Genomic DNA, 23,096 nt, shown 5'->3' with positions numbered 1-23,096 from the left:
TCCTGTCAGAACCCGCTTTCCCGTACGCCCAGCGCCGCCGCACGACGCCAGGCCACCCCCAATACCGATTCGCCGCGCCCTTGCAGCACCACCACGCCACGCAACGGTTGATGGGGCGTTTCAATCGTTTGCAGGCTTTTCATGCGCGCGCCGTACTGTGCCTGCACCGGCTCCGGGCGCTGGTTTTCGTCACGGCGCACGGCAATCGGGCCGTGATGGTCGGACGTCAGCGCCTCCTGGTCCAAATAGGCCACGCCGTTGGCGTCGATGTCCGTCAGTTCCACCGGGATCGCGGCGTGCATCGGGTCATCGGCAATAAACCGCCCAGTCGCTCCCGGCGCTACGCGCCACAACTCGGCCTCGGCCAGGTAACCGCGCAGGCGCGCGCCCTCTTCCACCACTTGCGTCAGCGCGTCCTTGGGCGACAACCAGCGGCCCACGCTCAGTTGCGGCAACACGTCACGCACGGTGCCGGCGTGGGGCGCGCGCAACAGCAAGCGTTCGCGCTGGGCAGCCAGGCCACGGTATTCGGCCAGGGCCTGGGACAGGCGTTGATCATTGATGCCGGCGTCCGCCGCCGTTTCACTGCGCCCGGCCTGGCGGCGCATCTGCAGCTGCAAGATGTCGACCTCACGGCGCACGATGCCTTGGCGCGCATCCAGGTCCGGCGACTCCAGCTCGATCAACACCTGGCCCTGGGTCACCACCTGCCCGTCCACCACGCGCAACTGCTTGACCCGCGCCGCCACCGGCGCATGCAAGGCACTGGCGCGCCCGGCTTCGAGCATGGTCGGCAGCTCCACCGCGCTGCGCCACGGCACCACCAGCGCCAGCACGATCAGCACCAGCCCCAGGCTGCTCAGCAGCACCCGTGGCCCATGGGCCTGGCTGCGGCGGCTCCACCATTCGCGCCATTCCTTGAAGATCGGCAGAAAGATGAACCACACCAGTTCCACCAGCATCAGGAAGATCCCGAGCATCTTGAAGAACAGGTGATACACCGCCAGCGCAATCCCCAAAAACAACGCCGCGCGCCACAGCCACGCCAGGTAACCCCACCACAACAAGCGCCGCTGCATGCCCGGCGACCAGGGTTCCGGTGCCGGTTCGCCATAGCCGAACAGCCACTCGCGCAGGCGCCAGCGGCACAGCGCAAAAGCGCGGCCTTGCAGGTTATCCACACCCCACAAGTCACTGATCAAAAAATAACCATCAAAACGCATGAACGGGTTGAGGTTGACCGCCAAGGTGGTCAGCCACGTGGCGCTGGCCAGCATGAACGCCGCCGTGCGCGCCGGGCCGTCCGGCAGCAGCGACCACACCAGCAGGGCGACGCACGCCAGCAACAATTCGGCCATCACCCCGCCGGCGCCGATCATCAGCCGCGCGCGCCGGTCATTGACCCGCCAGGCGTCACTCACGTCGGTGTAGAACATCGGCAACAGCACCATGAACGCCACGCCCATGCTTTGCACCCGGCAGCCGGCGCGCTTGGCCATGAAGGCATGGCCGAACTCATGGCACAGCTTGGCGAAGAACAGCGCCACGCCAAACGCCAGCGCGCCGCCGAGGCTGAACAAGTGCGGGAATGTCGCCAGGAAGCGCTGCCAATCCCGCGCCACCAGAAACACACCGAGCCCCAGAATGATCGGCAAACCGTAGCGCAACAGCCCCGGCCCGAAGCGCGCCAGCCAGGGCCACGCACGGTTGAGAAACGCGTCCGGACGCCACAGCGGAATACGGAAGAACAGGTATTGATGCAACAGCACTTTGCCCAGGCTCTGTTTTTGCGCGGCGGCCTTATAGACGTAGCTGGCGCGCTGCTCCGGGTCGAGGGCGCCGATCAGGTCATGGGCGCGCAGAAAGCCCAGCAACGCTTCGACTTCACTGCCGCCCAGCGGCAAGCCGGGCTCACGGTTGGCGGCTTGCAAAACCTTTTCCGGGTCACCCAACGACCAATGGCGCAGCAGGCGAATGGCAGTGGCGCCGAGTTTGAAATAACGCCCGCGCACCGGGTCGGCGAGGGTCCAGCGTGGCGAGCCATCCAGCGCCGCACCGGCGCTGGACAACTGCAGGTCTTCGCGCAGTGGGGGCAGGTTCATCACAGGCCGACGCTCTGGCGCAGGCCTGCCAGCGGCCGACGCAACAGGTAGAGAGCCAGCGGCGCGCGGTCACCGAAAATTTTTGCGGTGCCGCGCAGGCCGATACGCGGCGGCGCCTCATCGAATTGCGCATCCAGCCGATACGCCAATTGCCCGCCCGGCGTGGGCTGCGCTTCATACGCCGCGCGTTGCAGCGTGGCGAGGTGACGTTGCAGCGGGTCGCTGTCGAGGAACAGCGCCACCTGGGCATCTGGCGCCAGGGCAATCGCATCGCCCACTGCCAGTTCGATACGCAACTCGGCCTGGCCGGGGTCGGCGATCTGCAACAGGCGCTCGCCGGTTTGCACCGGCTTGCCCGTCCAGCGCTCGGCATCGGCGAATACGGCGATGCCGTCGCGCTCGGCACGCACTTCGCTGCGTTTGAGCAACTCGCGGGCGTAGTCGCGTTCGGCGCGTTTTTGCTCGACGCGGGCAGCCAGCAGGTCGATGCGCGAGCTGGATTCGGCATCGGCAAACGCGCGTTGGGCATTGGCCTTCAATTCAGCCTCGGCCACGCCCAGCGCACGCGCCGCCACGTCGGCCTGGGCGGTCAGCGTGGTGCTTTCAAAACGCAGCAGCAGGTCGCCGGTCTTGACCGTCTGGTTGGGCTTGACCAGAAACTCGGCGATCACCCCATCCAGCGGCGCCGCCACCACTTGCCCGGCCAGCGGCACCACTTCGGCGGGCGCCAGCACCGACTGGCGCACCGGAATCAGCAGCAGCAAGAGCAACGCCACCACCACCGCCACCTGACGTTTACGGGTCAGGCGCAACCGCCACGGCTGGCGAGGTTGCAACGCGTGCCAGGCATGGCTGTAGGTGTCGCCCAGTTGCGCCAGCAATATTTGTTCGGCCGGGTTCCACGGCACTTCCCGCGCCAGCCACAAGCCACCGAATACGCGGCCTTGCGGGTCAATCAGCGGCAGCCAGAACACGTGGCCGGCCGACAAACTCTGCCAGTCGGCCTGTACCGCCTCACTCAATTGCCCGGCCGGCACCACGCGGGCGGCCTGGCCCAGCCCCTGCTTGTGCAACTGCGCCACGGCCTGCTCGACGAAGGCCACGAACGGCGCATTCGGATCGACGCTGCTCACCGCGGTCACCGCCTGCACCTTACCGGCGATCAACAGCGCCGCATGCCGATAGCCGAACAACGGCTGGCTGTCATTGACCAGGCTGTAGGCCAGTTGCTCGGTGGTACGCGCGGCGCGGGTCTGGCGCTCAAGGTCCAGGAACTGCGCGAACACCCGCTCGGTGTTGCCCGGCAGGGGCGCGTTCATTGCAGTTGCGCAAAGTGGGCCGTGCCGCTCATGCCGGCCATCAAGCCGCTGGCATTGGGCAAAGTGGCGACCAGCAACAGCGTCTGGCTGCCTTCGTCAATGCGCGCGCCAAGGCGTTTGACCGTGGCGCTGAACGCCTGGCCGGTTTCATCGGGGGTGAAATTGAAGGTCTGGCCGGGCTTGAGTTTGCCCATCCAGCGCGACGGCACCAGCAGGTGGATTTCCAGGCTGTGGTTGTCGACGATTTCCAGCAACGGCGCGCCGGCGGACACGCTTTCGTAGCGCTGCACCTTGCGCTGCACCACTTGGCCGTCAAACGGCGCCAGCACGCTGCAGCGCTTGACCTGCACCTGGTAAACCTGGGACTGGGCCTGGGTTTCGGTGAGTTTGGCTTCCGCGCGCGCCACTTCAAAACGCCCGACGGAATTGAGCGCAGCCAGTTGCTTGTTGTGCGCCAGCTCTTCACCGGCGCCACGGCTGGCGGCCTGGGCGGCATTCAATTGGGCCTGGTAGGCCGAGCAATCAAAACGCGCCAGGGTGTCGCCCTTCTTGAAGGACTCGCCTTCGCTGAACGGCAGTTCGACGATACGCCCCGACAATTCGCTGGCCAGCATCGCCTGGTCACGGGCGCGCAACACGCCGCGCGCCTCATCAGCCCCCGTGGTGGCTGCAGGCGCAGGGGCCAGCAGCGGGTCGTCCGCCACGGCCACCGAGGCCATGCCCATCAGGCAGGTAAAACTCAACGTCCATACGCGCACATGCTTCATACGATCCTCCCTGACGATGAGGGCAGTCTATGTCAGGGAGGTTAAATTGCCACTACCAAAAATCGGACAAATCAGCAATTTGTGTAGGCCTTCACCGATGCCCTTGTCGGATCAAGCTATGATTGGCCCCCTCCAAGGACTCAGGATCAAGGACACGTCATGCGTATCGGTTTTTTGTCACCTTTGGCACTGGCCCTGCTTGCCGGTATTTCCCTCCAGGCCCGGGCGAGTTCGGACGACTCGTGCTACCCCGACTGGCGTGTGTCGCGCGACACCCTGGACACTTGCAGCAACCTGCCCTTCCTGAGCCCCGGCAACGACAGCCGGGTCAACCTGCGCCTGTTGCTGGCCGACAAAAAGAACGCACCGCTGACCCCCGGTACGCTGGGCGAAGATGACCTGTCCCAGGGCTTCGGCCCGGTGCCGTTTCCGGTGTACCGCCTCGCCCCGCGCGCGGAAGGCGAAGCCGAGAGCCCTGCGGTCGATCCCAAAGCGCTCACCCTTGATGCGCTGATCGAACCCTTGGGCATCCAGCGTGCCGACAAAAAAGCCGCTGGCGATGCCTTCCTGAATGGCGAAGGCAGCCGCTGCCGCAGCAACGATGATGCCAGCGCGACTGCGTTTGTCAGCCAGGTGATCAAGGCCGACCTGCCTGCCGCCGAGCGCGACCTGTTGGTCAAGGCGCGCCTGCAAGTGCTCACCGCGTGCGAATGGACCGGGCCAGTGATAGCACCCGCGCAAGCCATCCAGTCGCCGCAAGGCCAACTGTTTGGCACCTACCTGCAAGCGGCTGCCGACTTCTATACCGGGCGCTTTGCCGAGGCCGGCACAGGTTTCGCCGCCCTGCAGAACGCATCTTCGCCGTGGCTCAAAGAGGCGGCGGTGTACATGGTTGCGCGCAATGCGCTGAACCTGGCCCAGGAGAATGTCTACGACGACGAGGGCGTGCCCCGGCTTGATCGTGTGGATAAACCTGCATTGGCGGCCGCCGAAGAGGGCTTCGGTACTTACCTGAAAACGTATCCACAGGGTGAATACAGTGCCTCCGCGCGCGGCTTGCTGCGCCGGGTGTACTGGCTGGCAAATGACAACGACAAGCTCGCCGACGCCTACGCCTGGCAATTGACTCAGGCGACGGACGCGCAGCGCAACCTGAGCCTCGACGAGTTGGTGGAAGAAACCGACCTGAAATTCCTGATGGTCAACAGCGACACCGTCAAGACGCCGATGCTGCAGTTTGTCAGCGACCTGATGGTGATGCGCGGCGGCGGCCAGCCTGCCCTCGCCCGCAGCGACCTGGAAAAACAAAAAGCCGCGTTTGGCGACGCGCCCGAACTTTATGACTACCTGCTCGCCGTGAACGCGCTGTATACCGAGCATGACCCGGACGCGGCCTTGAAGCGGTTGCCGCAGAACGTGCCGTCGAACCTGAACTACTTTGCCTTCAGCCAACAAACCCTGCGCGCCCTCGCCCTGGAAGCCAAAAACGACTGGAAAGGCGCGCAAGACCTGTGGCTGCAACTGCTGCCGCTGGCCAAGCTGGCGCTGCAACGCGACCAGCTGGAATTGGCCCTGGCGATGAACTACGAGCGCAGCGGCCAGTTGGCCAAGGTGTTCGCCGCCGACTCGCCCATCACGGCCAGGCAGGTGCGGTATATCTTGCTGCGCAACGTCGCCGGCCCTGACCTGCTGCGCCAGCAAATCACCCAGGCCAGCGACCCGGTGGAACGCCAGACCGCGCAGTTCGTGCTGCTTTATAAAGACCTGCTGCGCGGCCAGTTCGCGACCTTCGCCGACGACCTCAAACAACTGCCGGCAGCGGCGCCCGAAGACAAACTGGGCACCAGCCTGGGCTATGTCTACAGCGCGGGCCAAAGCCTGAAGTTGTTCCAGTGGAACGGCGACAAAGCCGAGTCCGGCTACGCCTGCCCGAGCATCGCGCAAACCGCCGCGACCTTGCAGAACGACGCGAAGAACCCGCAGGCCTTGAATTGCTTCGGCGAATTTATCCTGCGCAACGGCCTCGACGGCATGCCGCTTGAACAAGCGCGGGCGGCCGGCAGCCTGGGCAGCACCGCCTCGCAGTTCCCGGGGGAAACCTTCTCGCGGCTCGACGGCTACAAGCAGGTGATCGCCAACGCGAAGGCGCCGAAAACTGACAAGGCTTACGCACTGTTTCGCGCCATCAACTGCTACGCGCCGTCCGGCTATAACAGCTGCGGTGGCGCCGACGTGGAACCGAAGGTGCGCAAGGCATGGTTCCGCCAGTTGAAAAGCAGCTTTGCCGACACCGAGTGGGGCAAATCGCTGCAGTACTACTGGTGAAGCACCTGTGGCTCGGCTTGCTGTTACTGGCAAGCCCGGCCTTCGGCGCCGTTGATGCCCGCGACTACGACGCCTTTTGGTTGTGGAGCGGCGTGACACCGCAGCCGGTGCTCAAGCAGGCGAAAACCCTGTACATCCTGCAGGGCCAGATCAACTCCACCCGCCGCGCCCCCGCGCGCGGCGTGCAACTGATCGCCCAGGGCATGAGCGTGCCGCGCTTCACCCGTGGCGAAATCTGGGTGGTCTACCGCGCTCACACGTTGCATTGGCCGGAACACGTCTACCGCCAACTGCTCGGCCAGGTGCAACGCTGGCGTGATGCGGGCAACCCGGTGGTCGGCATCCAGATCGACTTCGACGCCCGCACCCAATACCTGCACGACTACGCCGACTTCCTGCGCGACCTGCGCCAGCGCCTGCCCGCCGACCTGAAACTGAGCATCACCGGCTTGATGGACTGGAGCAGCAACGCCGACCCCGCCGCCATCGCCCAGCTCAAAGGCGTGGTGGATGAAGTGGTGGTGCAAACGTATCAAGGCAGGCACAGCATCCCTGATTACGCGGCGTATCTGCCGCGCGTGAACCGGCTGGGGTTGCCGTTCAAGGTCGGGCTGATTCAAGGCGGGGTGTGGCAGGCGCCGGGGTATCTTGAGGGCAATGAATGGTTTCGGGGGTATGTGGTGTTTTTGCAGAATCGTTGACATTCGTGTCAACTCTATGCAAGAAAGTGTCCACGGTCCATGGACGATGGACACTACTCGCAGGTCGATATGAAAAGTCAGGACATCGTAATTTTATTCAAATTAATTAGCCTGGACCTTCAAGCAAGAGAGGAGCGGGCAAACCAAAGAGATACCGAGGAGGCCAATCTTAGCCAGCCCCAGGACTGGAAAGGCTGGGAAGACACTGTTGATGAAGTCCCCATCATGCACAATAGTGAAAGCTATTCCGTCCGTGCCCTTTCAGCTTCGCTGGCCTTGAGCAAAAGTGAGGTATCGAACTCATTGAATCGATGTCGAGATATCGGCCTCATTCATAACGACCGCATGAGTGGTCAACCCACTGTCAGAAGCGATGCACTTTTGGACTTCGTTCGATACGGCATTCGTTACGTCTTTCCCGCAAAGCCCGGGCCAGTCGTGCGCGGCATACCTACCGCATTTGCAGCGCCTGTCCTCGCGGGCAAAGTGATCAGTGGCGGCGATCTCATTCCGGTCTGGCCTGACGCATACGGAAAAAACAAAGGCCAGGAAATCACACCGTTGTACAAAACAGTTCCTGGCGCCGTAAAAAAAGACGAACGTCTTTACCATTTCCTGGCCCTCGTGGACGCCATCCGCATTGGCGGCCCACGCGAAGCCAAAGTCGCCGACGCGATGCTGCGGGAGTGGATTCTGTGACGTCCAACCGCGCAATGATGCTGCAAATGCTCGAAGCGGTTGCCGAGGCGTTGGGTACGGACTTGCGTGAGCAAGTCGCTTTTGTCGGCGGATGCACCACCGTTTTGCTCATCACCGACGAATACACCCTTGAGTCAATTCGCGGTACGGACGATGTGGATCTTGTCATCCATCTGACGGGTACCGCTGACTGGTATCGGCTGGAAGAAAGCCTGAAGTCCCGAGGTTTCAAGAATACCGGCCAGGATTCGGTTACTTGCCGTTTACGGCTAGGCGCCTTGAAAGTCGATTTCATGCCGACCGATGAGAAAGTATTGGGCTTTACCAATACCTGGTTTATTGGCGGGCTGAAAAATGCCATTGCCTACGTACTCCCCAACGGAATGCCGATCAAGGTATTTGCTGCACCGTGGTTTCTCGCCGCAAAGCTTCAGGCTTACCAAGGGCGTGGACAGGGTGATGTGCTGATGTCCAATGACATTGAAGACATCATTGCCCTATTGGATGGCCGGGAAGAGTTAACCGCGGAAGTGAAAGAAGCACCCGCCGATCTGCGACGCTTCGTGAGCGATCAACTCTCGGGACTGCTAAGGCTGAAGGCCTTTGGGGACGTGATTCAAAGCACTGCTCAAGATGTTGATCGAGAAACACTGATTTACGAGCGCCTCAATGCCTTGGTTGGGTTCGGAGCGCACGCTTGATCATTCGTTTAAGTCTCAGTCGCAAAGGATCCCACTCATCAGAAAATCGCGATGCCAGCGGCTCAGCACACAATGCTGATACAAGCCTTTATGTTATTGCCGACGGGTCCTGCAAGCCCGGGAGTGGTGAGTTGGCGAAGGCCATGACCCAACATGTACTTGGGTCCTTTTCCCAAGCAATCCCCGTCGAAGTAGCTTGCCCCGATACGGCATTAAAGTTGACGCTGAGTTTGCTCGATGAAGTGCATTCAAACTTGTGCCCTGACTTCCCTATCGCCTCCACCAGTTACCTTGTGTTACTGGTTGTTGGCCAAACAGCAATTTCCATTCACGCCGGAGACTGCTGCCTGGGATATATGAAAAAGCGTCAACGCCTGACCTGGCTGACGCCACCTCACTGCGGCCCAAACTGGAAAGGCGATCTGAGCCACGCGCTCATCGCGAACAACCCAACCCGTAAAAAACTGCTCAACTGCATGAGCCGTCGAAGGCACCATGAGCCGTGTGTAGAAACGTTGCTCATAGCCCCGGACACAACATGGATTTTGGCAACAGACGGATTCTGGGCTGAACTCTCGCCTGAAAGCCAACTAGCGGCCATTACCACAGGCAGCCTCGACGCCTACGCGGCGGAAGACGACGTGACCTTTATGTTGTTGCAGAGTTGAGCCCGTTCAGCCGGCGATAGGAGTAGTCAGTAGTCGCCAACAAGGAACCCTATATGGGAGATTTGAGCGCAGAGGTTATTCCAATCACCCAGAAACTAACGCCGATGGCGATCCAGATTCCATTAGCCCAAGTAATACGGCAGTTAGCTTTGCCTTGGGGATCATTTTCCAAGTGATTTACCGCGCACTGAATCTGCGCGCCCATTGAGACCTGGATAATGGCGAAGCAGAAGCCCAGCTTCAATGCGGTAAAAGGCGAAACAAACCAAATATAGGTGAAGGGTAAACACGCGCTGGTTATCCAGCCCAGTGCATAGCAACGCGGCAGCCACCGATAAGGCAACGCTTTCAAATCAAGCGCATTCTTGATTTTCATCACAAGCGCGTAAACGAACAAAAACGAGAAAAATGCCCGAACCAGCGGCAACACTCGGGCGCCGGTTGCGGCACGATAGATGCTCCAGTGTTTGTACAACCAGTAAAACCCGTAGAAGCCCTGGGACAACAACACCATCACCACAAATTTGCGCGGTGCTACGACAAAAAAAGTGGCAGGACTATCTACTGGCAGGCTTAAGTCAGCCTGCGGTGCCGTGTAAGGGTTTTCAGAAACAGTCATAGGGAAGGCTCTTGAGGATTAATCTGAAAGACTAACCCTCAAATTTCCAGCATTTTCACCTATGTCAAAATCAAGAGAGTTCCTACATCAAAACGTTTCAAATCAACGCTGAACAGTCTGCAGCGGATACACCGATTCCCAGCCGCCGCCCAGTGCCTTGTACAACCCGACCATGGCCAGCGACACGCCCGTGGAGCTTTCCACCCACTGCTCCTGCGTCGCCAGCAGGGCGCTTTGTACGGTGAGCACGTTGACAAAATCCACCACCCCTTCCACGTACTGATGTTGCGCCGTGGCCAGGGCGATCTGGTTCTGGCGCACGGCTTCAGCGAGGCTGTCGCGGCGCAGTTGGCTGGCGTTGTAGCGGGTCAGTTGGTCGTCGATTTCATGCCAGGCGCGCAGCACGGTTTGCTGATACGCCAGCGCGGCCTCCTGTTGCTGGGCTTCGCGCAAATTCACCATGCCTTGCAGGCGCCCGCCATTGAACAGCGGCAGGCTCAATTGCGGGCCGAAGGCAAACGCGCGGGAGCCCCAGGAGCCAAAATCCGACAGTTGCAGGGCCTGGGAGCCGAGGCTGCCGGACAGCGTGATACGCGGATAAAAATCCCCCTTGGCCACGCCGATACTGGCGGTCGCGGCATGCAGGCGCGCTTCGGCCTGGCGGATATCCGGGCGACGTTCGGCGAGTTCTGACGGCAGGCCAATGGCGACCTGACGTTGGCTTTGCGGCACGGCGCCGTCCCTGGACAGTTGCGCGTGCAAGGCTTGCGGCGGCTCGCCCATCAACAGGCTCAACGCGTTGATCAACTGGTCCTGGCGTTGCTGCAAATCCGGCAGGCGCGCTTCGATGGCCGCCACTTGGGCGGCGGCTTCAGCCACGTCCAGGTCAGTCGCCACACCGTCGGCCAGGCGCAGTTGCGAGAGCTTGAGGCTGTGGCGCGCGACGTCGAGGTTTTGCTCGGTCACGGCGCGGGTGTTTTGCACGCCGCGCAGTTGAATGTAGTCCTGAGCGGTTTCGGCCAGCACCGAGAGCAACACGGCGCGGCGGTCGTTTTCGGCGACTTGCAGGGTGGCATCCGCCGCTTCGGTTTCGCGCTTCACGCGGCCCCAGAAGTCCAGCTCCCAGGCGGCGGAGAAGCCCATGTCCCATTGGTTATAGGCCGACTGGCCATTGCGGCCCGACGCATCGCTCAAGCCCTTGGCGCTGGCGCGTTGGCGCAGGTAATCACCCGTGGCATTGACGTTGGGATAACGCTCGGCAGTGGTCACCTGGCGCACGGCACGGCTTTGTTGCAGGCGGCTGCTGGCCAGTTTCAGGTCGAGGTTGTCGGTGATGGCGCGGCGCGTGAGGGCCGAAAGCTGTTCATCGTGGAACACGTCCCACCAGCGCTCCTGCAACGGGTCGGTCACCGCGCGGCTGGCAGCCTGGCGGCCCTGGGGCTCGGCCCATTGTGTCACTTGCGGGCGCTCGGGCTTGTGGAAGTCCGGGCCGACGGTGCACGCGCTCAGGCTGATCAGGCTCAAGGTGAGCCAGGCGAAGTGTTTCATTGCTGCGCCACCTCGCGCTGCTGCGCGACCGATTGGGTGTCGACGCTGGCTTCCACCGACATGCCGACCCGCAGGCGCTCGGTCAGCGGCTGGTTGGGCTCCAGCACGATTTTCACCGGAATGCGCTGCACCACCTTGGTGAAGTTGCCAGTGGCGTTGTCGGGTTTGACCGAGGCAAAGGTCACGCCGGTGGCCGGCGCCAGGCTTTCCAGATGGCCCTTGAGCGACTCGCCGTCAAGGCTGTCGACGCGCACTTGCACGGCTTGGCCGGCATGCATATGCCGCAGCTGGGTTTCCTGGAAATTGGCCACCACAAACGCCTCGGTCAATGGCACCACCGCGAGGATTTTGCTGCCCGGCGTCACATAGGCGCCGACCCGCACCGCACGCTCGCCAACCATGCCGTCCACCGGCGCCACGATGCGCGTGTAGGACAGTTGATAACTGGCCAACTCCAGCGCGGCCTGGGCGCGTTTGAGCCCCCCTTCGGCAGCATCGCGCTGGGCCGTCAGAATCTCCACCTGCTTGCGCTCCGCCGCCAGCACCGCCGTGGCATTGGCCAGACGCGCAGTGGCCTGGTCGATGCGGGTTTTGGCTTGCTGGGCATTCTGCACAGTGCCTGCGCCGACACCGGCCAGATGGTTGTAGCGGTTCAGTTCATGTTCGGCGAACGCCATTTCGGCGCGGTCTGCCGCCACGGTGGCCTGGGCCTGGGCGATCACCGAGCTTTGACGCTCCAGGGTCGCGGTGGCGTTTTTCAGTTGGGCCTGGGCGACGAGGGCGTCGGCGTCAGCGGCCTGGGCGGCGGCGCGAAAATCACGGTCGTCAATCAGGGCCAGCAGCTGGCCGGCCTTGACGCGCTGGTTGTCTTCCACCAGCACCTCCTTGATGAAGCCCGCCACACGCGGCGCGACGAGGGTGAAATCGGCGGTGATGAAGGCGTCATTGGTGGTCTGGCGCTTGCTGCCCAGCACGCCCGGCGCGACCAGGTAAACCAGCACGCCGACGGCAAACACGGCGATGACGGAGACGGCAATTTTGTCTTTGCGTTTCATGGGAAGTCCCTTTGGCTAGGTCGGTGCGCGCGGTGGAAAAATCCGCGTCGGCATCCAGAAAATCAGCAGAATCAACGCCACCGCGACCGCGGCCATGACGTAATAAAGGTCCGAAGACGTCAGCACCACGGCCTGCTCGTGCAGGCGGTGAGCCAGGCCCGGCGCGCCGCCGTCGACCAGGGGCGCGTTACCCAGGCCGTCCACCAGCATCGTCGAGTGAAAATGCAGGCGCCGGGTGGTCAGCGTGTCCAGTACGGCGGTGGCGATCACGGCGGCCAGGCCCTTGATGGTGTTGAACCAGGCCGAGGCAAAAGGCCCATCCATGGGCTGGATGCTGCCGGTGGACAGCATCAGCAGCGGCAACACGGCCATGGGCTGACCGAAGATTTGCAGCAGGTACAGGCCGTAGAAATCGTCACGAATCCACTCCGACGTCAGCTGCGAACTGCCCACGCAGCACAGCACCAGCATGCTCAGGCCGATGCCCAAGACCCAGCGGCAATCCACCCAGCGCAGGTTGCACAGCGCCGCCACCAGCGGCAGCGCGATCAATTGCGGCAATGCCATCAGCAGCATCACTGGCGCGGTTTGCAGCGGACGGTAACCCTGCACCTGGGCCAGGAAACTCGACGGAATGAGGATCACCGAGGTCAGCACCATCAGCACGCCCGCCAGCACGATCAGCGCAAAGGACAGGTTGCGCAGGCCGAGCATCTGCAGCTTGAAAAACGGGATCGGTTGCGACCACTCGTTGAGCATGAACAGCACCAGCAACAGCGTGCCGCCACACAGCAGGAAGGTGATCAGGCCGGACTCGAACCAGTCCAGGCGGTTGCCCTGCAACAGGCCGATCACCAGCATGCAGATCGCCGGGAAACCCAGCAGCAGGCCGCGCCAGTTGAACTGCTTGAAGCGCTCCAGACGCAGCGGGTCCTGCGGCAGGCCGTAGGCGACGGCGGCCATGGCCAGCAGGCACGGCGCGACAATCTGCCAGAACGCCCATTGCCAGCCGACGTATTCGGTCCACAAGGCGGCAAGCGGCGTGCCGAGGCTCGGGCCGAAAGTGGCGGTGAGCGCATAACCCGCCAGGCCGTACAACTTGACGTTGGCGGGCAGGAAACGCAGGGCCACGGTCATCAGCATCGGCGGCAACGCGCCACCGGCCAGGCCCTGCACGGTGCGCAGCAGCAGCAGGCTTTCGTAGTTCGGCGCAAACGGGCACAGGATGCCCAGCACGGTGAACACGCCGATGGCCCACAACGTGAAACGGCGCAGGGAGAACGTCACCGAACACCAGGGCGCAAAAGCCATGGCCGCGACGGAAGTGGCGGTGTAGGCGGCGACCAGCCAGGTGCCCTCGTCATAGCCGATATAGAGCGCACCGCGGATATCGGCAAGGGCGACCTTGGTGACCATCTCGTTGAGACCGGACACCAGCACCGCCAGCAATACGCCAACCAGACCGATGATGATGCGCGGGCCGAACACGGGCGGAGTTACGGCAGTGGGTTTGGCTGCAGCCTGGAGGGCGGGGGCAGCGAGGGAAGTCATGAACGGGCAACTCGGAGTAATCAGTACCCGGGCAGTTTAATCAGGCACATCCATGACAAAAAGTTACTTGTCGGAAGCTTATAAGTGCGCCATACGCAATTATCAGCCCCCTGTGGGAGCTGGCTTGCCTGCGATAGCGGTCTGTCAGCCAGCCCAGTGATATCTGGCCCACCGCTATCGCAGGCAAGCCAGCTCCCACATTGACCGAATTCACTTTCAGCTGGGTTGGGCTTCGAGCCAGGTGGCATGGCAACTTTCGCGCATGGTCTCGCGCAGCCATTTGTGGGCCGGGTCTTTGTCGAAACGCGGGTGCCAGGATTGCGCCAACACCAGGGTCGGCAAGGAGATCGGCAGCGTAAAGGCGCGCAGCGGCAGTTTCAGACGGCTGGCGCTCAGCAGCGCTTCCTTGGGCACCGGCAACAGCAGGTCGGAGTCGGGCAGCATGAACATGGCGCCGTGAAAACCGGGGGCGATCATCGCCACGCGGCGCTCCAGGCCCAAGGCGTTCAACGCAGTGTCGATCGGCCCGCGATTTTTGCCGCGGCGCGAGATGCTGATATGGGAGTAACTGGCGAAGCGTTCGGCGGTGATTTCTTCGTCAAACAGAGGATGATCTTCGCGCGCCAGGCCGACAAAGCGGGTGGTGAACAGTGTCTGCACCTTCACTTCAGGGCTGGGCGGCGGGGTGTTGCTCACCCGCAGGTCCAGCCGGCCTTCACGCAGGGCGTCGTCGTCGGTGTCGGCCTCGGGCACAAAACACAGTTCGCACAGCGGGGCCATGCGCTCCATGGTGTCGAACAACCGACCGCCATACACGCCGATAAAAAAATCATTGGCCCGCACGCTGAACCGGCGACGCAAGGTTTTCAGGTCCACCTGATCGCCAGAGCGAAACAGCAATGCCGCCTGCTCCACCACGTTGCGCACCTGGCCCTGCAACTGCAGCGCCTTGGGCGTCGGCACCAGGCCACGGCCGGCGCGCACCAGAATCGGGTCGCCCACTGCCTCGCGAATGCGCGTGAGGGTTCGGCTCATCGCCGCCGGGCTCAGGTTCATCCGCCGCGCGGCGCCCACTACGCTGCCCTCGTCGAGCAACGCGTCGAGGGCGACCAGCAGGTTCATGTCCGGTAGTTGCATGCCAGGCACTCCTGATCAATGGAGAGTGAATGGGGTGCAATCCTAGCAGGGTTAGCCGCGCTGCATGCCCCAGCGCTTCACGGTGAGCCGCTCGATGGTGTCGAACACCAGGTTTTCCACCAGCAGGCCGATGAGGATCACCACGGCCAGACCGGCGAACACTTTGTCGGTGTACAGCTCGTTGCGGTTCTGGAAGATGTACCAGCCCAGCCCGCCCTTGCCGCTGGTGGCACCGAATACCAGTTCGGCGGCGATCAAGGTTCGCCATGCAAAGGCCCAGCCGATTTTCAGCCCGGCGAGTATCGACGGCAGCGCCGCCGGGATCAGGATAAACAGCACAAACCGCATGCCCTTGAGGCCGTAATTGCGACCGGCCATGCGCAAGGTTTCGGACACGCCCAGAAACCCCGAATAGGTGTTCAGCGCCAACGCCCACAACACCGAATGCACCAGCACAAAAATCAGGCTGTTCTGCCCCAGGCCAAACCACAGCAGCGCCAGCGGCAGCAGAGCAATGGCCGGCAACGGGTTGAACATCGAGGTCAGGGTGCTGAGCAGGTCGCGGCCCAATTGGGTCGAGACGGCCAGCGTGGTCAGCGCGAACGCCAGCACAATGCCGATCAGGTAGCCCTTGATCAACACCGCCAGCGAGATGTTCACCTTGCTGATCAGCTCGCCACTGAGCAGGCCGTCGAACAGTGCCTGTGAGGTCTGCAAGAAACTTGGCAGCAGCAAATCATTGTTCTGATAACGCGCGACGGCTTCCCAGAGAATCGCCAGCACGATAAGGATCAGCCCTTTGCGCAGCCAGCCCTGTTGCCATAAGCGTTGGCGCAGCGGCAACTCGCGTTCCACGGGGACGGTGAGCAGCGGTTCGAGGTTGACTTCAAATTCCTGGCGCATACGTCGGCCCCTTAGTAAGCAATGCGGATATCGGCGAAGCCCAGCTCTTGCTCGGCCTCGGGCGCTTCATCGAACAGCAGGCGATGGATCCGCCGCGCCGACGCCTGGAATTCCGCACCGCCGAGGCTGTGCAGGTCGTATTGATGGCTGTGAACTTCCGCGCGAACCCGCCCGGGGTGTGGCGACAACAACAGAATGCGATTGCCCACCACCAGCGCTTCCTCGATGGAGTGGGTGACGAACAGCAGGGTGAAGCGCACCTCTTCCCAGAGCAGCAGCAATTCTTCCTGCATCTTGCGCCGGGTCAGGGCGTCGAGGGCGGCGAAGGGCTCGTCCATCAGCAGGATTTTCGGCTGCATGGCCAGCGCGCGGGCAATCGCCACGCGGGCTTTCATGCCGCCGGACAGGGTGTGTGGGTAGGCGTCGGCGAAGGCGCTGAGGCCGACTTTTTCCAGGTAGTACAGCGCGCGCTCTTCGGCTTCGCGGCGCTTGAGGGTTTTCGACGCCAGCAATGGGAACATCACGTTTTGTTTGACGGTTTTCCACGGCGGCAGTTGGTCGAATTCCTGGAACACCACAATCCGGTCGGGACCCGGTTGCTCGACCTTTTGCCCAAGCAAACGAATCTCGCCTTCGCAGGGCTTGATGAACCCGGCGATGGACTTGAGCAAGGTGGACTTGCCGCAGCCCGACGGGCCGAGCAGCACGTAGCGGTCGGCGGGGTCGATCTCGAAGCTGACCTGGTGCGTGGCCCGCACCACGCGCTCGGGGGTGCGGTATTCAAGGCTGACGTGATCCACCGCCAGCAACGGCTCGGCGGTGATCGGTTTGCTGGCCGCGTGGCCTTGCAGGGGCGCGTTCATTTCATCTCTCTTGCCGGGGAATCAGAAAGGCGCATCGCCCTGGATGGTGGTGCGAAACAGTTTGCGGCGCAGATGGCTCGGGCAACCGGCAGCCAGGTGGATCAGCGAGCGGTTGTCCCAGAACACCATGTCGTGGGGTTGCCACTGGTGGCGGTAGATGTTTTCCGGCAGCACGCTGTGGGCGTAAAGCTGGGCCAGCACGTCGCGGCTCTCGTCTTCCGGCAGGCCGACAATACGGGTGGTGAAACCTTCGCTGACGAACAGCGCCTTGCGGCCGTTTTCCGGGTGGGTACGCACAATCGGGTGCACCACTTCGGCCACTTGGGCCAGCTGTTCGGGGGTGAGGGTCGGGCGCCAGTTACCTTCGAATTTGGTTTCGCTGTAACGCGCGGTGTAGGAATGTGCGGCGCTACGCCCTTCCACGGCTTTGCGCAGGGGCTCGGGCAGTTGGTCCCAGGCTTTGTGCATGTCGGCGAACAGCGTGTCACCGCCTTCGGACGGCAGTTCCTGGGCGTGCAGCATCGAGCCCAGGCTTGGCAGCTCTTTGTACGACAGGTCGGAGTGCCAGAACTTGCCCGCGTCACCCAGGCCGATGGATTGGCCGTTTTCGATGATGTTGGAGACGATCAGGATTTCCGGGTGGTTGGCCAGCAGGAACTGTTTGAGCACGTGGATTTGCAACACACCGAAACGGCGGCTGAAGGCGATCTGTTGCTCAGGGGTGATGCGTTGGTCGCGGAACACCACGACGTGGTGGTCCAGGTGCGCGCGGTGGATGCGCTTAAAGTCGTCGTCGCTGACCGGGCGGGACAGGTCCAGGCCGATGATCTCGGCGCCGACGCTGCCGGGGAGTGGGCGAATTTCGAAACGTTGGGGGTTTGCGGTCGCTGTTGGAACAGTAGAGGTGGCGGACATGAGGGCACTCCCGGTCGGACAGGGGAGTGACTTTATAGATATAAGAAGGGACGCTTAAATACCGTTAGTGAATATCGATATGCTTAAGGGTTGGGATCTGCGGTGGGGCTGAGGGCGCCATCGCAGGTAAGCCAGCTCCCACATTTGATGGGTGTGCACATTCAAATGTGTGAGCCGGGCTTGCCCGCGATGAGGCCCATACCGGCGCTGAAGATCAACGCTCGTGCAACGCCTCGGCCCGCGCCTTGATGATCGGCTTGAGCAGGTAGCTCAGGATGCTTTTCTTGCCGGTGATGATGTCCACCGAGGCGACCATGCCGGGAATGATCAGCAGCGGCTTCTCATCGGTGCCCAAATGGCTGCGATCGGTGCGCAAGGTGATCATGTAGTAGGTGGTTTTCTTGTCTTCATCGGTGATGGTGTCGGCACCGATGCGCTCCAGCTTGGCTTTCAGGCCACCGTAGATGGTGTAGTCATAGGCGGTGAATTTGACGATTGCCTCTTGCCCCGGGTGCAGGAAGGCGATGTCTTGCGGGCGGATCTTGGCTTCCACCAGCAGGGTGTCGTTGAGCGGCACGATTTCGACCATGTCGCTGCCCGGCTGGATCACGCCGCCGACCGTGTTGACCAGCAATTGCTTGACGATACCGCGCACCGGCGAAGTGACGAGGGTACGGCTGACGCGGTCTTCCAGCGCACGGCCGGTGGACTCGGCCTTGTTCAGCTCGGTGCGGGCTTCGTTGAGCTGAGTCAGCGCTTCGCTGCGGAATTTGCCACGGGTTTCATCGATCTTGCGCTGCACTTCCTTGATCGCCGATTCGGCGCGAGGAATCGCCAGGGTGGTGGCGTCCAACTGACCACGGGTTTCCATTTCAGCACGCTTGAGGCGCAGCACTTCCACCGGCGATACCGCGCCCTGGGCCACCAGCGGCTCGGACATGTTGATTTCCTGGCGTTGCAGCGACAGCTGGCTGCGGTACTGGCCCTGCTTGGAGGTGAACTCGCGCAGTTCCTGCTGGCGCTGAACCAGTTGCTCCTGCAGGCCGCCCACTTCGTCCTTCAATTGCTGACGGCGGCTTTCATACAGCGAGCGCTCGCTGGCGGCCTGGTTGGGCGCGGCCTTGAGCACGTCATCGGGGATGTTCAGCGGGCGATCATCCACTTGCGCACTCAGGCGCTCGACGCGCAGCTGCATGGCCAGGCGCAGGGCTTCGGTTTCACCGGCGTTGGACACGAAGCGCGTGTCGTCGAGGCGAATCAGCGGTGCGCCGGCCTCAACGATCTGGCCTTCCTTGACGTACAGCTCGGAGACGATACCGCCTTCCAGGTTCTGGATTTTTTGCAGTTTGGACGACGGAATGGCCTTGCCGTCGCCACGGGTGACTTCGTCAATGCTGGAGAAACCCGCCCACACCACCAGGAATATAAAGAACGCGATAATCGCCCAGATGGTCAGGCGGATAACCCGCGGCGCGTCTTCGATCAACGCTTTGTTGACCTCGGGCAGGGGTTGGCCCTGCAGCGAGTCGGAGCCTTTGAAGTAGCGGCCGACCGCGCTTTTGATGGAGTTAAGCAACACTGATCTGCCCCTTTTTCAACGCTTCCATAACCACGGCTTTCGGGCCGTCCGCGAGAATCTGCCCACGGTCGACCACCAGCAGGCGGTCCACCAGCGAGAGCAGTGAGGCTCGATGCGTCACCAGCACCACGGTCTTGTTTTGCACCACGGCTTGCAGGCGTTGTTTCAGGCGTTCTTCACCGGTGTTGTCCATGGCGCTGGTGGGTTCGTCCAGCAACAGGATCGGCGGGTTGAGCAACAGCGCGCGGGCCAGCGCGACGTTCTGGCGCTGGCCGCCGGACAGGTTCTGCCCGCGCTCGCCGACTTGCAGCTCATAACCTTGCGGGTGCAGGCGGGCGAATTCGTGCACGCCAGCCAGTTCGGCGGCTTGCAGGACCATTTCGTCTTCTACATAGCGCGCGCCTGAGACGAGGTTGTCGCGCAGGGTGCCGGCCAGCAGCTGAATGTCCTGGGCGACGTAACCGATGTTGTGGCGCAGTTCGCTGACGTCGATCTGGCGTACGTCCACGCCGTCCACCAGCAAGGCGCCGGAGTCGGGCTGATAGAGGCCGACGATCAGTTTGGCGAGGGAGCTTTTGCCCGAGCCGCTGCGACCGATGATGCCGATTTTTTCGCCCGGCTTGACCACCAGGTTGACGTTTTTCAACGCGGGATTCTGCTGGTTCGGATAGGTGAAGTTCAGGCCCCGGCACTCGATGGCGCCTTGCAGGGTGCGACGGCTCATGGGGCGCTCTTCGAAATTGCGCTCCTGGGGCAGCTCCATCATCTGGTCGACCGAGGTCATGGTGACCTTGGCCTGCTGGTAGCGCGTCAACAGGCCCGACAGCGAGGCCAGCGGGCTCAACGCGCGGCCACTGAGCATGTAACAGGCAATCAGGCCGCCCATGCTGAGGTTGCCGTCGATGATCTGGTACACGCCGAACACGATCATCACCACGCCGGCCAGTTGCTGGATGAGCAGGGTCATGTTCATCGACAGGCCCGACAGCAACTTCACACGCAGCTCAAGCCGGCTCAAGGTGCCGATGGTTTGTTCCCAGCCGTACTGGCGCTCGCTTTCGGCGTTGTTGACCTTGACCGCGTCCAGCCCGGCGAGGGTTTCGATCAGGCTCGACTGGCGCTCGGCCGCCAGGGCCATGGTTTTTTCCATGGTCGCCACCAGCGGTTTTTGCAGGGCGTAGCCGATGCCCAGGGCAAGCGGGAACGCCAGCACCGGAATCCACACCAGGTGCCCGCCGAGAATGGCGATGACCAGGAAGATCAGCAGGGTGAACGGCAGGTCGATCAGGCTGGTAAGGGTCAGCGACGCGAGAAAATCGCGCAGGCTCTGAAACTCATGAATGTTCTGGGCAAAGCTGCCGACCCGTGCCGGGCGGTACTTCATGGACATGCCCACAATGCGCTCGAACAGCGTGGCCGAGATGATCAGGTCGGTCTTTTTACCGGCCAGGTCCAGGCACAGGCTGCGCAGGCTTTTGAGGATCAGGTCAAACAGGTACGCGCCGCCGATACCCACGGCCAGCACCCACAAGGTGGCGGTGGCCTGGTTCGGCACCACGCGGTCGTACACGTTCATCACGAACAATGGCGCAGCCATGGCGATGATGTTGATCAAAAAGCTGGCGGCGATGGCGTCGGTATAGAGCCATCGCGAGCGCTTGAGGGTGTCGCGAAACCACGAACGCGCCCGCGGGATCAGGCTGCCGTGGTTGACGTCGAATTTGTGCTGCGGCTGGGCGAAAAAAACTTTGCCGATGTAGTCGTCCGCCAGCAGGTCGCGCTTGACCAGCACTTCACCGCCGTCGCTTTCGCCGAGCAGGATGCGGGCTTCGTCTTCGCCCTGCCAGCCCACCAGTACGGTGCTGCGCCCGTCTTTGAGCAACAGCAGCGCCGGCAGTGCAATGGTGGGAATCTGTTCGAGCTTGCGTTGCAGCAAGCGCCCTTGCAGGCCTGCACGGGCGGCTGCGCGCGGCAGCAGGTCGGCGCTCAGCCGCTGTAAAGGCAGCGGCAGGCCGGTGGTGAGCATGGCTGCACTGGCCGGCTTTTGATGCAGGGCGCAGAGTGCGAGCAACCCGTCGAGTAACGGGTCGTCGTGCAGCGTGCGTGGATCATGACTGAGATGAACTCGACTGACTTCGGATTCCACGCGGTGCACTCTCGACTAACAGATGGGGCTATGGGGGTGGCTCAATTCATCCCGGGCAGTTGGACTTTAGGCTTCACGTCGTTCTGTACGACGGAGGCCATCGGTGCGACTACACCCTGGCTTTTGAGCAATTCGCCCATGGTCGCCTTGATTCGATATTGAGTAAATAACTGAATGTTCTTGATCTCTTCCAGACGACGGGAAGCGGTGAACAATTCGTTCTCGCTGTCGAGCAAGTCGAGCAAGGTACGCTGGCCCAGGCTGAATTGTTGCTGGTACGACGTACGCACGCGGGTGCTGTGGTCAACGTACTGCTGGGCCACCGGCAACTGCGCGTTGGCGTTGTTCAAGGCGTTCCAGGCCAGGCCCAGTTCTTCATTGAGTTGGCGCAGCGCGTTGTTGCGGATGTCCAGCGCCTGGCTGGTCTGATACGACTTCGATTGCAGGTCAGCCTTGTTGCTGCCACCGGCGAACAGGTTGAAGCGCATGCGCACCATGGCTTCCCAACCATTGCTGTGACCGGCATCGCCACCGACGTTGTTGTCGGCGTTGGTGCCAAGCTCGGCATCAAAGCGCGGGTAGAAGGTCGACTTGGCCGCTTCGTACTGGCTCTCGGCAGCGGAGATGTCCGATTCGGCCGAACGCAGGATCGGGCTGTTGTCGAGCATCTGGCGGCGCGCTTCATTCAAGTCAGCCGGCAACATGGCCATGAACGGGGCCGGGCGCTCAAGCTGGTCGGGCATCTGGCCGACGGCGCTGAGGTAGTTGACCTGGGCGTCGGCCAGGTTGGTCTGCTCGGTGATCAGGTTGTTGCGGGCCTGGGCCAGACGCGCTTCGGCCTGGTCCTGGTCGGCACCGTTGCCGACGCCACGCTGGGTGCGCAGTTTGATCTGGTCGTAGATGCGTTCGTGGTTGCGCAGGTTTTCTTCGGCCAGGCGCACGAACTCGCGGCGGGTCAGCACGTCCAGGTACACCTGCGCCACGGTCAGACCTGTGCGCTCGGAAGTACCCAGCAGCGAGTAGGCCCGGGAGTTGACGTTGGCTTGCTGGCGCCCGACTTCACTGGACGTGGCGAAACCGTCAAAGATCATCTGTTGCAGGCGCAGGCTGGATTCGCCGCGGTTGTGGGTATCCCACTGGTTGCCATTGGCGCCAGCGGCGGCGCGAGTGTTGGAGTTGTCGGTGCCTTCACGGCCGTAACCGGCGTTCAGGTCAACGCGCGGCAGGTAGCCCCCTTGGGCGGCGCGCAATTGGTAGTCGGCAGCGATACGGCTGTTCACACCGGCTTGAATTTCCGGGTGCACATCCAAGGCCTGCTGCATCGCCTGGGGCAATGTTTGGGCTTGCACAAAACTGGCGGCGAGAACGAACGGTATTGCCTTGAACAGGTGCAGACGCATGTAAAAATTCCCCAGGACTTCTTGTCTCAAATCACAGCATTTAGCGTGGCTGCGTCGGAAAATGGCTACCGTAATGACCGTACGTCGGAAAGTTCAAA

At 62.3% G+C, this 23,096-nt stretch carries 19 protein-coding genes; 5 read left to right on the top strand and 14 right to left on the bottom strand.

The window, feature by feature from the left end:
* Positions 1-5 precede the first annotated feature (5 nt).
* From ATI14_RS07565 to ATI14_RS07555, 3 genes are read right to left on the bottom strand one after another with little or no spacing between them, the layout of a single operon-like run.
* Positions 6-2,102, bottom strand: coding sequence for a site-2 protease family protein (locus ATI14_RS07565; RefSeq protein ID WP_016969487.1), 2,097 nt, complete (start codon positions 2,100-2,102; stop codon positions 6-8).
* The gene (locus tag ATI14_RS07560; RefSeq protein WP_016969488.1) at positions 2,102-3,421 is read right to left on the bottom strand and encodes an efflux RND transporter periplasmic adaptor subunit; all 1,320 of its coding nucleotides are present in this window, start codon (positions 3,419-3,421) and stop codon (positions 2,102-2,104) included. Before ATI14_RS07560 ends, ATI14_RS07565 begins: the two co-directional genes overlap by 1 nt.
* On the bottom strand, positions 3,418-4,188 hold the full coding sequence (locus ATI14_RS07555) for an efflux RND transporter periplasmic adaptor subunit (RefSeq protein WP_016969489.1): 771 nt from the start codon (positions 4,186-4,188) through the stop codon (positions 3,418-3,420). Before ATI14_RS07555 ends, ATI14_RS07560 begins: the two co-directional genes overlap by 4 nt.
* 159 nt (positions 4,189-4,347) lie before the next feature.
* Between ATI14_RS07555 and ATI14_RS07550 the strand changes: the two genes are divergently transcribed.
* The 5 genes from ATI14_RS07550 (at position 4,348) to ATI14_RS07530 (ending at position 9,282) form a co-directional block, all read left to right on the top strand.
* Positions 4,348-6,513, top strand: coding sequence for a PA5441 family protein (locus ATI14_RS07550; protein WP_016969490.1), 2,166 nt, complete (start codon positions 4,348-4,350; stop codon positions 6,511-6,513).
* Positions 6,510-7,214: a DUF3142 domain-containing protein gene (locus ATI14_RS07545; RefSeq protein WP_016969491.1), complete on the top strand. Its 705-nt coding sequence runs from the start codon at positions 6,510-6,512 to the stop codon at positions 7,212-7,214. The genes ATI14_RS07550 and ATI14_RS07545 overlap by 4 nt, the downstream gene beginning before the upstream one ends.
* Positions 7,215-7,283: 69 nt before the next feature.
* Entirely contained in the window at positions 7,284-7,913 is a 630-nt protein-coding gene (locus ATI14_RS07540) for a hypothetical protein (protein WP_165448268.1), read from the top strand.
* 26 nt (positions 7,914-7,939) lie between these two features.
* Positions 7,940-8,614 carry a hypothetical protein gene (locus ATI14_RS07535; protein ID WP_016969493.1) on the top strand — a complete coding sequence of 225 codons (675 nt, stop codon included), beginning with the start codon at positions 7,940-7,942 and terminating at the stop codon, positions 8,612-8,614.
* Positions 8,611-9,282 (top strand): serine/threonine protein phosphatase, encoded by a 672-nt coding sequence (locus tag ATI14_RS07530; protein WP_031319527.1) that lies wholly within the window; start codon positions 8,611-8,613, stop codon positions 9,280-9,282. The genes ATI14_RS07535 and ATI14_RS07530 overlap by 4 nt, the downstream gene beginning before the upstream one ends.
* A 49-nt stretch (positions 9,283-9,331) precedes the next feature.
* On the opposite strand, the gene ATI14_RS07525 is transcribed toward ATI14_RS07530, so the two are convergent.
* The 11 genes from ATI14_RS07525 to ATI14_RS07475 form a co-directional block, all read right to left on the bottom strand.
* The gene (locus ATI14_RS07525; RefSeq protein ID WP_016969495.1) at positions 9,332-9,901 is read right to left on the bottom strand and encodes a hypothetical protein; all 570 of its coding nucleotides are present in this window, start codon (positions 9,899-9,901) and stop codon (positions 9,332-9,334) included.
* 102 nt (positions 9,902-10,003) lie between these two features.
* Positions 10,004-11,449, bottom strand: a complete 1,446-nt coding sequence (locus tag ATI14_RS07520; protein WP_016969496.1) for an efflux transporter outer membrane subunit — start codon at positions 11,447-11,449, stop codon at positions 10,004-10,006.
* Positions 11,446-12,504 carry an HlyD family secretion protein gene (locus tag ATI14_RS07515; protein ID WP_016969497.1) on the bottom strand — a complete coding sequence of 353 codons (1,059 nt, stop codon included), beginning with the start codon at positions 12,502-12,504 and terminating at the stop codon, positions 11,446-11,448. Before ATI14_RS07515 ends, ATI14_RS07520 begins: the two co-directional genes overlap by 4 nt.
* 15 nt (positions 12,505-12,519) lie before the next feature.
* Positions 12,520-14,055, bottom strand: a complete 1,536-nt coding sequence (locus ATI14_RS07510) for an MFS transporter (protein ID WP_016969498.1) — start codon at positions 14,053-14,055, stop codon at positions 12,520-12,522.
* Between the two features lie 216 nt (positions 14,056-14,271).
* A complete protein-coding gene (locus ATI14_RS07505; protein ID WP_016969499.1) occupies positions 14,272-15,192 on the bottom strand; it encodes a LysR family transcriptional regulator in 921 nt (306 codons plus the stop codon).
* Positions 15,193-15,243: 51 nt separating this feature from the next.
* Positions 15,244-16,095, bottom strand: coding sequence for an ABC transporter permease (locus ATI14_RS07500; protein ID WP_016969500.1), 852 nt, complete (start codon positions 16,093-16,095; stop codon positions 15,244-15,246).
* A gap of 11 nt (positions 16,096-16,106) precedes the next feature.
* Positions 16,107-16,958, bottom strand: a complete 852-nt coding sequence (locus ATI14_RS07495) for an ABC transporter ATP-binding protein (RefSeq protein ID WP_016969501.1) — start codon at positions 16,956-16,958, stop codon at positions 16,107-16,109.
* Between the two features lie 21 nt (positions 16,959-16,979).
* Positions 16,980-17,873 (bottom strand): TauD/TfdA dioxygenase family protein, encoded by an 894-nt coding sequence (locus tag ATI14_RS07490; RefSeq protein ID WP_016969502.1) that lies wholly within the window; start codon positions 17,871-17,873, stop codon positions 16,980-16,982.
* A 214-nt stretch (positions 17,874-18,087) separates the two neighbouring features.
* Positions 18,088-19,452, bottom strand: coding sequence for an HlyD family type I secretion periplasmic adaptor subunit (locus ATI14_RS07485; protein ID WP_016969503.1), 1,365 nt, complete (start codon positions 19,450-19,452; stop codon positions 18,088-18,090).
* Positions 19,442-21,598: a type I secretion system permease/ATPase gene (locus ATI14_RS07480; RefSeq protein ID WP_026082973.1), complete on the bottom strand. Its 2,157-nt coding sequence runs from the start codon at positions 21,596-21,598 to the stop codon at positions 19,442-19,444. Before ATI14_RS07480 ends, ATI14_RS07485 begins: the two co-directional genes overlap by 11 nt.
* A 41-nt stretch (positions 21,599-21,639) precedes the next feature.
* The gene (locus tag ATI14_RS07475) at positions 21,640-22,998 is read right to left on the bottom strand and encodes a TolC family outer membrane protein (RefSeq protein ID WP_016969505.1); all 1,359 of its coding nucleotides are present in this window, start codon (positions 22,996-22,998) and stop codon (positions 21,640-21,642) included.
* Between the last annotated feature and the right edge of the window lie 98 nt (positions 22,999-23,096).

The organism is Pseudomonas tolaasii NCPPB 2192 (assembly GCF_002813445.1).
Classification (GTDB): Bacteria; Pseudomonadota; Gammaproteobacteria; order Pseudomonadales; family Pseudomonadaceae; genus Aquipseudomonas; species Aquipseudomonas tolaasii.
The sequence above is the reverse complement of the archived record's forward strand: the minus strand, read 5'-3'. Positions and strand labels throughout refer to the sequence as shown.

Bases quoted from the DNA above. Each gene is read 5' to 3' on its own strand.
- ATI14_RS07565 (WP_016969487.1), bottom strand. From the start codon at position 2,102: ATGAACCTGCCCCCACTGCGCGAAGACCTGCAGTTGTCCAGCGCCGGT.
- ATI14_RS07560 (WP_016969488.1), bottom strand. From the start codon at position 3,421: ATGAACGCGCCCCTGCCGGGCAACACCGAGCGGGTGTTCGCGCAGTTC.
- ATI14_RS07555 (WP_016969489.1), bottom strand. From the start codon at position 4,188: ATGAAGCATGTGCGCGTATGGACGTTGAGTTTTACCTGCCTGATGGGC.
- ATI14_RS07550 (WP_016969490.1), top strand. From the start codon at position 4,348: ATGCGTATCGGTTTTTTGTCACCTTTGGCACTGGCCCTGCTTGCCGGT.
- ATI14_RS07540 (WP_165448268.1), top strand. From the start codon at position 7,284: ATGAAAAGTCAGGACATCGTAATTTTATTCAAATTAATTAGCCTGGAC.
- ATI14_RS07535 (WP_016969493.1), top strand. From the start codon at position 7,940: ATGCTCGAAGCGGTTGCCGAGGCGTTGGGTACGGACTTGCGTGAGCAA.
- ATI14_RS07525 (WP_016969495.1), bottom strand. From the start codon at position 9,901: ATGACTGTTTCTGAAAACCCTTACACGGCACCGCAGGCTGACTTAAGC.
- ATI14_RS07520 (WP_016969496.1), bottom strand. From the start codon at position 11,449: ATGAAACACTTCGCCTGGCTCACCTTGAGCCTGATCAGCCTGAGCGCG.
- ATI14_RS07515 (WP_016969497.1), bottom strand. From the start codon at position 12,504: ATGAAACGCAAAGACAAAATTGCCGTCTCCGTCATCGCCGTGTTTGCC.
- ATI14_RS07510 (WP_016969498.1), bottom strand. From the start codon at position 14,055: ATGACTTCCCTCGCTGCCCCCGCCCTCCAGGCTGCAGCCAAACCCACT.
- ATI14_RS07505 (WP_016969499.1), bottom strand. From the start codon at position 15,192: ATGCAACTACCGGACATGAACCTGCTGGTCGCCCTCGACGCGTTGCTC.
- ATI14_RS07500 (WP_016969500.1), bottom strand. From the start codon at position 16,095: ATGCGCCAGGAATTTGAAGTCAACCTCGAACCGCTGCTCACCGTCCCC.
- ATI14_RS07495 (WP_016969501.1), bottom strand. From the start codon at position 16,958: ATGAACGCGCCCCTGCAAGGCCACGCGGCCAGCAAACCGATCACCGCC.
- ATI14_RS07490 (WP_016969502.1), bottom strand. From the start codon at position 17,873: ATGTCCGCCACCTCTACTGTTCCAACAGCGACCGCAAACCCCCAACGT.
- ATI14_RS07475 (WP_016969505.1), bottom strand. From the start codon at position 22,998: ATGCGTCTGCACCTGTTCAAGGCAATACCGTTCGTTCTCGCCGCCAGT.